This window comes from Sphingobium sp. S6, from assembly GCF_905120495.1.
In the GTDB taxonomy this organism is placed as follows: Bacteria; Pseudomonadota; Alphaproteobacteria; order Sphingomonadales; family Sphingomonadaceae; genus Sphingobium; species Sphingobium agri.
Genome location: NZ_CAJHOG010000003.1, coordinates 67,789 through 80,602, shown reverse-complemented (window position 1 = coordinate 80,602; position 12,814 = coordinate 67,789). Strand labels below are relative to the sequence as shown.

Annotated in this window: 13 protein-coding genes and 1 tRNA gene; 13 read left to right on the top strand and 1 reads right to left on the bottom strand. The window is 59.7% G+C overall.

Annotated features, from left to right (window positions below; all coding sequences use genetic code 11):
• The first annotated feature begins 580 nt into the window (after positions 1–580).
• From SPHS8_RS11115 to SPHS8_RS20660, 11 genes are all read left to right on the top strand, one after another.
• Positions 581–1,771 carry a CaiB/BaiF CoA transferase family protein gene (locus SPHS8_RS11115; protein WP_201515585.1) on the top strand — a complete coding sequence of 397 codons (1,191 nt, stop codon included), beginning with the start codon at positions 581–583 and terminating at the stop codon, positions 1,769–1,771.
• Positions 1,771–2,931: an acyl-CoA dehydrogenase family protein gene (locus SPHS8_RS11110; RefSeq protein WP_201515584.1), complete on the top strand. Its 1,161-nt coding sequence runs from the start codon at positions 1,771–1,773 to the stop codon at positions 2,929–2,931. The genes SPHS8_RS11115 and SPHS8_RS11110 overlap by 1 nt, the downstream gene beginning before the upstream one ends.
• Before the next feature lie 2 nt (positions 2,932–2,933).
• Positions 2,934–3,728 (top strand): enoyl-CoA hydratase/isomerase family protein, encoded by a 795-nt coding sequence (locus SPHS8_RS11105; protein ID WP_201515583.1) that lies wholly within the window; start codon positions 2,934–2,936, stop codon positions 3,726–3,728.
• On the top strand, positions 3,716–4,501 hold the full coding sequence (locus SPHS8_RS11100; protein ID WP_201515582.1) for an enoyl-CoA hydratase/isomerase family protein: 786 nt from the start codon (positions 3,716–3,718) through the stop codon (positions 4,499–4,501). The genes SPHS8_RS11105 and SPHS8_RS11100 overlap by 13 nt, the downstream gene beginning before the upstream one ends.
• A gap of 5 nt (positions 4,502–4,506) precedes the next feature.
• Positions 4,507–5,388: a fumarylacetoacetate hydrolase family protein gene (locus tag SPHS8_RS11095; RefSeq protein ID WP_201515581.1), complete on the top strand. Its 882-nt coding sequence runs from the start codon at positions 4,507–4,509 to the stop codon at positions 5,386–5,388.
• 155 nt (positions 5,389–5,543) lie between these two features.
• Complete coding sequence (locus SPHS8_RS11090; RefSeq protein ID WP_201515580.1) at positions 5,544–6,020, top strand: VOC family protein; 477 nt, start codon at positions 5,544–5,546, stop codon at positions 6,018–6,020.
• Positions 6,017–6,382, top strand: coding sequence for a DUF2924 domain-containing protein (locus tag SPHS8_RS11085; RefSeq protein ID WP_236575097.1), 366 nt, complete (start codon positions 6,017–6,019; stop codon positions 6,380–6,382). Before SPHS8_RS11090 ends, SPHS8_RS11085 begins: the two co-directional genes overlap by 4 nt.
• 10 nt (positions 6,383–6,392) lie before the next feature.
• Positions 6,393–7,886 carry an amidase gene (locus tag SPHS8_RS11080; RefSeq protein WP_201515579.1) on the top strand — a complete coding sequence of 498 codons (1,494 nt, stop codon included), beginning with the start codon at positions 6,393–6,395 and terminating at the stop codon, positions 7,884–7,886.
• A gap of 704 nt (positions 7,887–8,590) precedes the next feature.
• A complete protein-coding gene (locus SPHS8_RS11070; RefSeq protein ID WP_201515577.1) occupies positions 8,591–8,863 on the top strand; it encodes a hypothetical protein in 273 nt (90 codons plus the stop codon).
• On the top strand, positions 8,808–9,650 hold the full coding sequence (locus tag SPHS8_RS11065; RefSeq protein WP_236575096.1) for a DNA-methyltransferase: 843 nt from the start codon (positions 8,808–8,810) through the stop codon (positions 9,648–9,650). Before SPHS8_RS11070 ends, SPHS8_RS11065 begins: the two co-directional genes overlap by 56 nt.
• Positions 9,647–9,814 carry a DUF5681 domain-containing protein gene (locus SPHS8_RS20660; RefSeq protein WP_443020032.1) on the top strand — a complete coding sequence of 56 codons (168 nt, stop codon included), beginning with the start codon at positions 9,647–9,649 and terminating at the stop codon, positions 9,812–9,814. Before SPHS8_RS11065 ends, SPHS8_RS20660 begins: the two co-directional genes overlap by 4 nt.
• Before the next feature lie 531 nt (positions 9,815–10,345).
• Here the strand turns inward: SPHS8_RS20660 and SPHS8_RS11060 are convergent.
• Positions 10,346–10,436: transfer RNA gene (locus tag SPHS8_RS11060), tRNA-Ser, on the bottom strand.
• Between the two features lie 228 nt (positions 10,437–10,664).
• On the opposite strand from SPHS8_RS11060, the gene ald reads away from it, so the two are divergent.
• Complete coding sequence (gene ald / locus SPHS8_RS11055) at positions 10,665–11,780, top strand: alanine dehydrogenase (RefSeq protein ID WP_201515912.1); 1,116 nt, start codon at positions 10,665–10,667, stop codon at positions 11,778–11,780.
• 202 nt (positions 11,781–11,982) lie between these two features.
• On the top strand, positions 11,983–12,813 hold the full coding sequence (locus SPHS8_RS11050; protein ID WP_201515575.1) for a sulfite exporter TauE/SafE family protein: 831 nt from the start codon (positions 11,983–11,985) through the stop codon (positions 12,811–12,813).
• Position 12,814 lies beyond the last annotated feature (1 nt).

Below are 12,814 nucleotides of genomic sequence, written 5' to 3'. Positions count from 1 at the left end.
ACCGGAACCTCACTCCCATCATCTTTGCTGTCGCATCTGATTTGATGTAAAATATGTTGTCTTATAGACACGGAAACGCGAAGCGATCCCTACTCTAAGTGTGTGCGTTTGCCACTGAATAAAATATTGGATGTTTTTGCGAAAGGCGAAAGAATTGTTGCGTATTCGTCCAGCATTGAAGCGGTCTTAAACAGCCCCATTCCTATACCAATGATTCGGATCGTTGCTACCAGAACTTCAGAGCGAAGATGAGGGACGGGGGAGTTCAGGAAGCGTCCGACCCGCACGGGCGGCCATATCACGGTGATCGGGGATGGCGTTGCCGAACAACTCAGGCTGCTCGCCCTTCCAAGCGGAAGGGCCAGCCGAAAAAGGTCCTGCTTCATGCTCATCTCACAGATATTCCAACCTAAGTTCCTATAGTATACCAACCGAACGGTCAATAGACTTATTGATCGGCGACGGAATTTGCCGTTTTCAATTCGGCATTAAACAGGAATTTGCACGCAGCCTTGACAGAATGAGTCTAAATAAGTTACCAACCGGTTGGTCAAGATCGTGTCCCTAAAGAATGGATTGTATGCAGTCACCAAACAAGGGCAGCCTCAGCGCTTTTCAGGGGCTGCGTGTCATTGAAATCGGTTCCTGGCTCGCGGTACCTAGCGCTACAGCGATGCTAGCAGATTTCGGCGCTGAAGTTGTGAAAATCGAGAGTTCTGACGGCGACCCCGTCCGGCGCTTCCCCCAGTCTATGCGTGGCAACGACGTTCCTTCCGCAGCTTTTGCCATGCTCAATCGCAACAAGAAAAGCGTGGTGCTCAATCTTGATGAGGCAGGCGATCGCGCCCGCTTTGATAAGCTACTTGGTACAGCCGACGTGCTCGTGAACAATCTTCGGCCAGCGCAGATCTGCCGGCTTGGTTTGGATGCCGACGCTCTAGCCTCACGCCATCCTCGCCTGATCATAGCCAGCCTGACGGGTCTTGGTTTGCGCGGGCCAGACGCAGACAATGGCGGCTTCGACGTCGGCGCCTTCTGGGCGCGATCGGGTTTCCTCGCGCAAGTCACGCAGGATGGCAGCGAACCCGCTGCATTAACCGGCGGCTATGGTGACCTTATGACTTCGCTCGCCCTGTACGCAGCCATCGTTTCCGGGTTGCTGGAGCGCGCCAGCACGGGGCGCGGTGGGCTCGTCGAGACCTCACTGCTGCAGACCGCTGCCTTCGCCATCACCGGAGATTTGGTATCGCACCAGGCTTATGGCCGAGTGCCACGTGCCCGGCCTAGGCTAAAATCACGGACACCTTTGAACAATAGTTATCGAACGGCTGACGGACGGTGGTTCTTCCTGACCTGCGTTGATGCCATGCGGCATGTGCGGGGAGTTGCGCGTGCCTTGGGTATGCCAGAACTTTCCGAAGATCCCCGCTTTGCTTCACCGCGCATGATTAGCGAGAATGCAGCTGCGATAATTGCTCTATTGGATGAAGAGTTTGGTTCGCACCCACTATCTCATTGGGCCGAGCGTTTTGCGGCCGAAGGTGTGACTTGGGAACGGGTCGCCTACCCCGATGAGTTGCTGAACGATCCGCAGGTCGCCGCTAATGAAATGACTTGTGACTGGAATTGGGATCCCGTTTCCCTGCGCGGCGTGCCTTCGCCATTCTCGATCTTCCGCAAGAAACAACCCGCCGCGTCTGCTGCGCCAGCATTGGGGGCGGACAATGCCCTGCTGCAGGATGCGCCCCTTGAAACCGCAAAGGCTAGCTAATGTCGCTGATCACAGGAATTCTGGACTTCCCCGACGACGTCGCTGATCTGAAAAGTGCGACCGCGGATTTCGTGAACCGGCGCATCCTCCCGCATGAGGTGGAGATCAGTTCAAGCGGCGAAGTGCCTGATGCGCTCCAGCAGGATTTGCGGGAAGGCGGATATTTCGGGCTCACTATCCCAGAGGAATATGGCGGGGCAGGACTCTCGCACCTGGCCTTCTATGCGATCCATGAGGAACTGACGCGTGCGCCCAAGCCGGTGTGGGTGCAGCTGAACAACACCAACGGCATCGCCGCCCGTTTCCTGGAATTCGGCGGGTCCGAAGCGTTGAAGCGGCAATATTTGCCTGGTATTGCCGCCGGTATGATTCTGCCCGCCATCGCGGTGACGGAGCCCGAAGCGGGATCGGACGTGCAAGGCCTCAAGACCAAGGCTGAGCCAATCGCCGACGGCTGGCTGCTGAACGGCGGTAAGCATTACATCACCTTTGGCGCACGAGCCGATATATTATTCGTGCTCGCTCGCACCGCCGGACGTGAGGCCGGATCCAAGGCTTTTACGCTTTTTCTGGTAGAGAAGGGTGCTCCCGGTCTGAACCTCGCGCGGCTTCAGGAGACGATGGGCGGCCGTCCTCTAGAGCAGGCCGAGCTCGTGTTCGATAATCTGGAACTGCCCGACAGCGCGGTGATCGGGGAGGTCGGTGGCGGCCTGAAGCTGGTGTTCAAGACCTTTGCCGAAGAGCGGCTTACCATGGCCACAACGGCGCTTGGCACGGCCCAGCGGGCGATCGAACTCGGCGTCGAATATGCCAAGACGCGAAAAGCTTTCGGCAGCGTGATTTCGGATTATCAGGCGATCCAGCATTCGCTCGCGGATTGTGCGACCGAATTGTTCGCCGCCCGTTCGATGACGTTCGCCTTGGCGCGGCAATTGGGCGATCGCCAGGTCGCGCCTTATGAGGCTGCGATGGTGAAGCTATATGCTTCGGAAATGGCGGGCCGGGTGGTCGATCGCGTCCTCCAGATATTTGGCGGGGCAGGCTTCATGGCGGAAACGCCGATCTGCCAGATGTACCGCGACGTCCGAGTTCTGCGCCTTGCGGGCGGCACCTCCGAAATCCAGCGCAACATGATTGCGCGACATCTGCTAGGCCAATGACAATGACTGAAGAACGGGTGCCCGGCGTCTACATCGACAAAGTTGATGGCATCGCGACGGTGTTGTTGCACAATCCCAGCGTCGGCAACGCGCTGACGCGGGAAATCTATGAAGGTTTGCGCGATGCATGGGCAATGCTGGATCGCGACAGCGATGTGCGCGTGGTCATCTTCACCGCTTCGGGAAGCCGGCATTTCTGCACCGGCGCCGATGTGAGCGTGCTTACCACGCAGGGGGAACTTCGACGTCCCGGTGAACGCACAGGCGAGGCGTGGCGTCTGACCTGGGTACACGCCGGCTTCACCAAGCCCGTGATAGTGTCGGTAAATGGCACCGCGGCCGGTGGCGGGTTGGGCTTCGTCGTCGATGGCGATATCGTGTTTGCGGCCAGGCACGCCCGGTTTATGGACACCCATGTCAATGTCGGCCAGATTTGCGGCTATGGCGCGCTGCGGTTGGCCGGGATCATTGGTGCGAGCGAGGCGAAACGGATCGCATTGGCAGGCGGAGTCCTGGGCGCGGAGCGAGCTCATGCGCTGGGGCTGGTGAATGAGCTCTATGATACGGCTGAAGATAGTCTGGCTGCGGCAATGACAGCGGCGCGGAAAGTCGCTGAGGCATCACCTGCGGCTGTACGGGAAACCTTCGGCCTTCTGCGTGCGCTGAGCAAGCCGCCGCACGAAAGCGCCGTGATCGCGGCCGCAGATCGGGCGCTTGACGCGCATATGCGGCATCCAGATGCGAGCGAAGGCGCACGCGCCTGGACAGAAAAGCGTGCGCCGCAATGGCAGAGCTGAGCGAAACGGCAGTCGTTCAGGTGGAGCGCCCGAGGTCAGCAGTGGGGCTGATCCGGCTCAACCGACCCACGGCGCGCAACTCGCTCACCTTTGCGTCATGGCGTGGCATAGATGCCGCCCTCCAACAGCTTTGCGGAGAGCCTGACGTGCAGGCGATCATTTTGGCGGGGGCAGGGGATTTCTTTTCGGCAGGGGGTGACGTCAAAACCCTCCCTTCGGAGGGGTTCCGCGCGACGGCTCCGGCAGAGCGGGTCGCGTTGGGACATCGGATCATCACCGCGATCCGCACGGCGCCCGTACCTGTCATCGCCGCGGTTGAAGGCGCGGCGGTCGGCGCAGGATGGAGCCTTGCACTGGCCTGCGACCTGATCGTCGCAAGCCGGACGGCCCGCTTCGCCGCCCCCTTCGTGAAGCTTGGCGTGGTGCCAGACGGCGGCATTGCATGGTTCCTTACGCGCAGAGTGGGGCGGCATCGCGCCGCAGCGCTTTTGCTGGGAGATGCGAGCTTGAATGCGGACGATGCCCTGACAATGGGGCTGGTCAACCAGGTGGCAGAGCCTGGGGAGGCAGAGATGGACGCAATTGCGCTGGTTGATGCGCTGCACGGCGACGTGCCTCAGGCGGTGGAATTTACCAAGGCGCTGATCGACAGCGCAGAAGCCGAAGATTTGAGCAGTTTCATGCGGACCGAGTTGCTGTCGGCCACGCTCACGCAGCTTGGAAGTGAAGCTAAGGCCGCGCGCGCGAAAATAGCGCGAAACAGGAAAGATTGAAGATCATGAAAATTGGCCGGGCATTGTTGCCGGAGGAAAAAACGTCACTGGTGCTGGTCTTGGACGACGGGCGCGTCGCGGAGATCACGGGCGCGGCGCCAGACGATCTGATCGCTGTGGCGATGACTCGGCAGACGCCTGCCCTTGGACGAACCTTCGCTGCTGAAGATGTGCGCTTCCTCGCTCCCATATCACAGCCACGGTCGTTTCGTGATTTCTCCGCGTTCGAGATGCACACGAAGAATTGCGTGGAAGGCATCGGCGGTGCGATGAACCCGCTTTGGTATGAAATTCCGGTTTTCTACTTCAGCAATCCCAGTTGCTTCATCGGTCACGGTGATCCTGTCATCCCCCCACGTAAAGCGAAGTCGATCGATTATGAACTCGAGGTAGCGCTGGTTATCGGATCACCGGTGCGCGATCTCAATGCTGATGATGAGAATTGGACTGATCACGTCGCGGGGTTCATGCTGCTTAATGACTGGTCCGCCCGGGACCTGGGAGCCCAAGAGACGAAATTGTTCATGGGTCCCGCTAAAGCCAAGGACTTTGCTACATCTAGTGGGCCTTGGCTAACGACACCTGATGAATTCGATATCGTTGAGGGCCGCCTCGACCTGAGCCTGCGGGGCTATGTCAACGGAGAATGTTGGACTGACAGCAATCTGAACGAGATGTACTTCACCTGGCCCCGCTTGCTCGCACATGCCTCGGCTGACGCTACGCTCTATCCTGGCGATGTGGTTGGCTCGGGCACCTGCCCAAGCGGCTGCATTATCGAACTGCGCTTCACTAAGGGGCGTGATCGGCATGGTTGGTTGAATGCTGGTGACGAAGTCGTTCTTGAAGCCCCAAAGCTTGGCAGACTGCGTAATCAGTTGGCATAGGACTCCTGAGAGCGCGAGAGAGGCTCCTGAGATGGTCGTGGGCGTCATTATGATATTATCGAGATTAGAACAACTGGTGGATCGACACCAGCCGTTTCGAACTCTTCTAGTCTGATTGATCCCGGGTATAATTTTGCAATGCAAGGAAATGGAAATTGAGTACAGACAACGCAGCAATGGAGCAGCGCATAAGCTGTCTTGTGATTTGTGTGGACGACGTAGGTGTTGTGCGCGCATTCTACGAAGCGATGGGTTGGAAGGTGTCCTCAGTCAGCAGAGAATCTCTGCCACTGTTTAACGTCAACGGGTTTGTTTTCATGCTAAGCGCTCGCAAGCCAGCTGCTGAAGAAGCATTTGGCCACCCGCTACCACCGGAGGTGGCTATAGCGGTGGACAACCCACCGGCCTTCAACGGGGTTGTTTTAAGCTATGTTGTTCGCAACGAAGAGGAACTACGCACCGTCCTTGACGAAGCAGTTTTGCATGGTGGTCGGCTGCTTTCTCCGCCCGCGGAACTGCCATGGGGCAATTTGGCGGGCTTTTTCGCCGATCCAGGTGGGACCGTTTGGGAAGTGTCACTAACTCGGCGCACCCCGCTTCAGGCAAACGGCAATTTCAAGATTGGTGAGTGAACTCACTTCCGATCGAGACAACGCCTTGCTGGGGCGTTTTGTCCGAGAATCAGTCCAGCGATGATGCGCCTTGGCCTTGCTTGGGAACATCAGGCAAGGCGCTGGGCGGGTTGCCGCGTACGAGGCAGCAGAAGCTTGCCCAGCTCGCAGGACGGAAGAGTCGCGCGATCGAGGGTAGGGCGGGCATGCGCTTCATCCGTCAGTGCGAAGGCACCGCCCATGCGGTCACCATTGGGGAAGACTGGATCATCTGCTGGAATGACCGTGAGTGGCGGTCGCTCAGAGAGGTTGCTCGAAGGATCACCGGCACCCGTTGGTCAGGGCCAGCTTTCTTTGGCCTGAAGCAGAGACTAGCAGGATGAAGCCGCTCCGTTGCGCGATCTGCACGAGGAAGACGAGCGACGCATTGAAGGCGTGGCGGTTGTATCATGGCAGGATAACTGCGCTACTCTGGAAATCCGGTCGTTCGGAGGCTTCATCTTGAATACTGAACAAAGCTCGCAGTCTGATCCGCTATGCTTCATGTCAGCGCGCGAGCTTGCCAATGGCTATCGCGCCGGGCGGTTTACGCCTGAGGATGTTATTCAAGCGCATCTGTCGCGGATCGGCACGCTCGAGCCCCAGCTACATGCCTACACCGAAGTATTTTCCGAAGAAGCTAGGGAAGCGGCCGCTCGCTCGGGCAGGCGGCACATCGAAGGACGGGCGCTCGGACCGCTTGATGGTGTACCCGTGGCAATAAAGGACCTTATAGACGTTGAAGGCAAGATCTGCGCTGCCGGCTCGGCAACTTTATCCGGACGCATCGCTCCGCAGACTGCAGAATTGGCAGAACGTCTGTTGGCAAATGGCGCAATCCTGATCGGGAAAACGCATACGGTCGAATTCGCGATGGGAGGCTGGGGAACCAATGCGCATCTGGGTAGTCCACGCAATCCCTGGTTTCCCGATGAGCCTTACATCGCCGGAGGATCATCGAGCGGCTCTGGCGTTGCAGTCGCTGCGCGCACGGCGACACTCGCGGTCGGCACCGATACGGGGGGATCGGTGCGGATCCCGGCCGCGTTCAACGGCATTGTCGGGCTCATGACTACTCCAGGACTGATCAGTCTTGAGGGGGTCATGCCTCTGAGTCCTTCGTTGGACACGGCGGGACCGATGGGCCGCACCGTCTTGGACGTCGCGCTGCTATTTGATGTCCTCCTGGAGGTGCCAAATCCTGGCAGGTTGCAGATAAACGACCTGAACGCGGGTGTAGGCGACCTCCGCCTCGCGGCGATTGCCGCGGCCGAACTGGAAGGCGTGGATGCTGAACTGGTGCAGGCTTACCGGGCGTCACTGCGGCATCTCCAAGCATCAGGCGCGGAAGTCTCGGTCATCGACCTTCCACGCAGCTTGCGCGATTTTCAGCGTCAGTCCGAAATCATGATGGCGGAAGCCTACGCGCTCTACGGAGAAGTTGCAGAGGACCCGGCAATGCAAATGGACCCGGCAGTACGGTCTCGCGTGCTTGCAGGCGACATGCCGTCACGCAGATATATACTTGCACGCGAGCGGAGCCGGCAGAACGCCCAGGAGATGCTGGCAGCGCTGGAAGGCTATGACGCGCTTTTAACTCCCACGACCGCAATGCTTCCCATTCCGCTGGCTAAAGTAGACGAAACAACGAGCCCTTCCCTGTTTACCCGCTTCGTCAACCAGCTAGGTTTTTGTGCACTGGCGCTGCCTAATGGTTTGACCGCAGAAGGTATCCCTACTTCGCTCCAGATCGTCTGCCGTCCTCACGACGAACATTTGGCACTGCGGATAGGACGAGTGTGCGAGGCGAGAGATCCGATGGGAGGGCGCTTGCCCGCAATGTGCTGATCGCCAGAGAGCTCGTTCGCTACCTTCTCGATCTCGTCAAAGCTGAGCTCATTTCTGAACAGGATCGCCTTCTGCCAGGTCAGCTTCCACCACCGCCGCACCGCGACCTTGACTTAGCACAGGTCCTTCTTCACTGCGTGCTCCGGCCCGTCTGCTCGGCTGCGACATCGTGGTCGCCGGGTCGGAAAAGCGTGAAGGACGATGCCGCCATGGCGCGACCAATCCGGCTGGCGTTGGCTCCGATCATTACGGGCTTCACCTGGGATCCATCCCAAGTTCGTCGGCAGGAGCGGCCGTCAGCAAATTGAGGCCGGCATAGTCCTAGGCATCGGTTGGATAGCGGCCATGCTGCCCCAGCTCCAAATCGTTGATGTGCGCTGCATTGCCCTTCCTGAACACAAAGATCAGCTCAAGCTCGGCGCGATAGATTGTACCCATCCCCCCACTGTCCTTGTTCCAGACGACAAGGTTGTGCAATCCCATTTACCGGCCTCAGACGCGCGGCTGTGATCCGACCATCTTTGCAGACGAAGTTCTGTCCGTTGCCACCCAGACCGGCGGCTGGCCGGGCGGACCGCGTGACCTCTGGATAGCGCTGTTCCTTGAGCACCGCCGCTGGCGGTTGGTCAGTCAGCATAAACCGACGCGGCGCAGCGCGCGCTGCTCGATACCCTTGTCCGCCAGCTCCGGGAGGCCCTTGCGTCATGAAGATCCGTATCAGTACCCTTGCTCTTGTCGCGCTCACCATGGCTGGCCCGGCCGTAGCGAAGGGCAGAGCGCCCCAGGCCTGGCAGGCGACCCGCACCACCGACCCGGTGACCGGCGCCACCCGCTGCGTCGTCACTGCACTCGATTATTTCGGCAAGTCCCGCTATTCGCGGACCGGCTTTCTCTATCCGGTGATCGAAAAGCATCCGGACCATGGCCTGCTCGTCGGCGTCAACAGTGGCGCAGGCAGGAGAGCTTTGCAGCGCTGATGGGCGCGCCCGGGCCCGTCTCGTTTTTTCCGACCCACCCTTCAACGTGAAGATCAACGGTCATGTGGGTGGGCTTGGAAAAACGAAGCACGCCGAGTTCGCGATGGCCACGGGCGAGATGAGCAAGGCCGAGTTCACCGGTTTCCTTGAGACCGCATTCCGCAACGCTGCTGACGTCAGCATGGATGGTGCCATCCATTATCAGTGCATGGACTGGCGGCACGTTGAGGAGATGATGAAGGCGGGATCGGCGGTCTATTCCGAACTCAAGAACATCTGCATCTGGTCCAAGGACAATGCCGGCATGGGCAGCTTCTATCGCTCGCAGCATGAGCTGGTGTTTGTATGGAAGGTGGGAAGCGCACCGCATCTCAACACGGTCGAGCTTGGGAAGAACGGCCGCTATCGTACCAATATCTGGAACTATCGGGGGGCCACGAAGACGGGAGCTGATGCCGAGCTTGCGATGCATCCGACGGTCAAACCCGTGCCCATGATCATGGATGCCATCAGGGACACTTCAAAGACGGGCGACATCGTGCTTGATCCGTTCGGCGGGTCAGGCTCCACCCTCATTGCCGCAGAAAAGACGAAGCGTCTGGGCAGGCTCGTAGAATATGAGCCCGGCTATTGCGAGGTGACGATCCGCCGTTGGCAGACGCTGACTAGGAAGCCCCCCGTCCTTGAGGCTACGGGCGAGAGCTTCAATGAGGTCTCAGCCCGGCGCGTTGCCACGATGGAAGATGCGGCGGATGCAGCGCTTACCGCGAGTGCAGCTGATGACTGAGCGGGCTGAGGGGGGGGCGGTTCGCCAAGGGCAGCTCGGGTAATCGGCGTGGCCGGCCCAGGACCGTGATCAGACGGATAGAAACACCACAGGATCTAGAGGAGGAGGTTTTGGACGTCATGAACATGACCACGACTATCTGCCTGTTCCACCGACCATTTTAGTTGATTTGGACACAAATCTGCACCTGTTTTGACCTGTTAATGTCAAAGCGTTCTTTCTGCCGGGTAGCTGAAATTGTCACATGAAATCATCAATATATGCAGTAAGTCTGGGGAAAATCACTGGCGCGGAGGCGCGGTATTTTTTTGTCAGCTAGCAGCGATACACGGTGCATGCATTCGGTAGTGCCCGGGATAGCAGCAGAGAAAGTGGGGCCGATTTCCGTATCTTCGGTTCGCATCCGCCTCTCTGCAGTACCGAACTAAACTGAACGCGCGCGAATTTGCGCCGCTTTACGGCGAATTTCCTAACGTTTCCAATAAGTTGAAACTAGGTGGCGGAGCCAAAAGGATTCGAACCATCGATATGCTTTTGCCCAACAACCGGCGGAAATGTCGGGATAAGATTTTCAGGAGCGTAGCAGGAGAGAATTCCTGCTGCATTTGGAGATGGAGATGGCCGAAAGCGTAGTGAGAAATGGTTCGATCTGTATCGATCGGTTTCTCCGAAACCCTGCAAAATCAAGGACTAGCTGGCGGAGCGGGAGGGATTCGAACCCTCGATACGCTTTTGACGTATACTCACTTTCCAGGCGAGCGCCTTCGACCACTCGGCCACCGCTCCGCATGCACTGGAAGGCGGCTCCCTATCGCGGCGCGCGGCGGGTGGCAAGGGGTGGCGGGACTTTCCTTTGCAATATCGTCCGCCCTCCCAAGACGCCCCGCCATGGTTGCCTTCCAATGGGCTTTCGCGGATAGATTGTAAGGGTCGGCAGCGCATTTTCGGAACAATCGCCGCATGTCGGGCGATGCCATGTCCTCGGCGCGATTGCTTGGGGCGGAAAGGCTGAACATGATCGTAGGCACGGTAAAGGAAATCAAGAACCACGAATATCGCGTCGGCCTGACGCCAGAGAGCGTGCATGAACTGGCAGCGCATGGTCATCGCGTGCTGGTGGAAAGCGGCGCGGGGGAGGGGATTGGCGCGCATGATGCGCTGTACGCCGGCGCAGGCGGCGAGATCGTGGCAAGCGCAGCCGAGGTGTTCAAGGCCGCCGAAATGATCGTGAAAGTGAAGGAGCCGCAGCCTGAGGAACGCGCCATGCTGCGCCCCGGCCAGATACTCTATACCTATCTCCACCTCGCGCCCGACCCGGACCAGACGCGCGACCTCATGGCGTCGGGCGCGGTCTGCATCGCCTATGAAACCGTCACCGACGCAAGCGGCGGCCTGCCGTTGCTCAAGCCCATGAGCCAGGTTGCCGGACGCATGTCCATCCAGGCAGGCGCGACTGCGCTGGAAAAGGCGAATGGCGGCCGGGGCGTGCTGCTGGGCGGCGTCCCAGGCGTGCTTCCGGCCAAGGTCTGCGTCATCGGCGGCGGGGTCGTCGGCTTCAATGCAGCGCAGATGGCGGCGGGCCTTGGCGCGGACGTCACCATCCTCGACCGCAGCCCCGAAGTGCTCGAACGGCTGGGCATCTACTTCGAAGCGCGAGCGAAGACGCGCTTTTCCAACCGCGCCAATCTCGCCGAATGCGTGGCGGAGGCTGACCTTGTCATCGGCGCCGTGCTCATCCCCGGAGCCGCCGCGCCCAAGCTGGTCAGCGCCGACATGCTCAAGAGCATGAAGAAGGGCTCCGTACTGGTGGACGTTGCGATCGATCAGGGCGGCTGTTTCGAAACCAGCCACCCCACCACGCATGCGGAGCCCACCTATGTGGTCGATGGCGTCGTCCATTATTGCGTCGCAAACATGCCGGGCGCCGTCGCGCGCACCAGTACCTATGCGCTCAACAACGTCACCCTGCCGCATGCCCTGCGGATCGCCGATCTTGGGTGGAAGAAGGCGCTGCAGTCCGATCCGCATCTTCTGGCGGGGCTCAATGTCTGGGACGGCAAGGTGACTTATCAGGCCGTCGCCCAGGCGCTGGGCCTGCCATTCAGCCCAGCGGAAGAAGCGCTCGGCTGACGTCGGCTCGCATCCTGTAATCTTGTCCGGACCCCCTGCGGGTTCCCCGGCCTCGTTCGTCTTGTTTGCCGGGGGCAGTTGGTTCCCTGCCCCCAGACAAACACATCCGAAGAGAGGCCCGGGTTCACGTCATGGTCCATCCTATCCGCTTTGCCGCCTTGCTGCCGCGTGTGCTTCATTCCAGCAGCAGGGAGGCGCTGTGATGCATGGCGATCTCATGACCTGGCTCGTGCCCTTGATCGCCATGCTGGGAGCGGGGCTGTTCGCCGGTTTCGCAGCGGGCATTTTCGGCATCGGCGGGGGCTTCGTCGTCGTGCCAGCGCTATTCGTTGTGCTGCCGCTGCTGGGCGGCACGCATGAGGCGATCGCCCATGTCGCCATCGGCACATCGGCCGCGACAATCATCGTGACCTCGATCCGCTCTCTCCTGGCCCATGCCAAGCGCGGCGCGGTGGAATTTGAAGTGCTGCGCGCCTGGGCGCCGTGGATCATCCTGGGCGATGGGGTAGGAGTGTTGCTTGCAGGGCATGTGGATGGCCGGGTGCTGACGATGATCTTTGCGTCGGGCGTGTTCCTCATGTCGCTCAATTTCCTGCTGCCCAAGGTCGGGGGCAAGGTGATCAGCGAGGACATGCCGTCCGGCATCGCGCGTGTCGGCATAGCGGGCGGGCTTGGCACTTTTTCGGCTTTGCTCGGCATTGGCGGTGGTACGATCGCGATCATGGTAATGACCTTGTGCGGCCGATCGATCCATCGGGCGATCGCCACGGCGTCGGGCGTAGGCACGCTGATAGCCATCCCCAGCGCGATCGGTTTCGCCCTGATCGGCCTTAAGGAAACGGGCCTCCCCTGGGGATCGCTGGGCTTCGTCAACATGCCCGCGACGCTGGCGATCGCTTCGATGTCGATCCTCACCGCGCCACTGGGCGTGGCGGCCGCGCACAGCCTGCCCGCGCATCTATTGAAGCGCGTCTTCGGCGTCTATCTGGTCATCATCGCCTTCATCATGTTCCGCAATGCCATCCACATGTGAT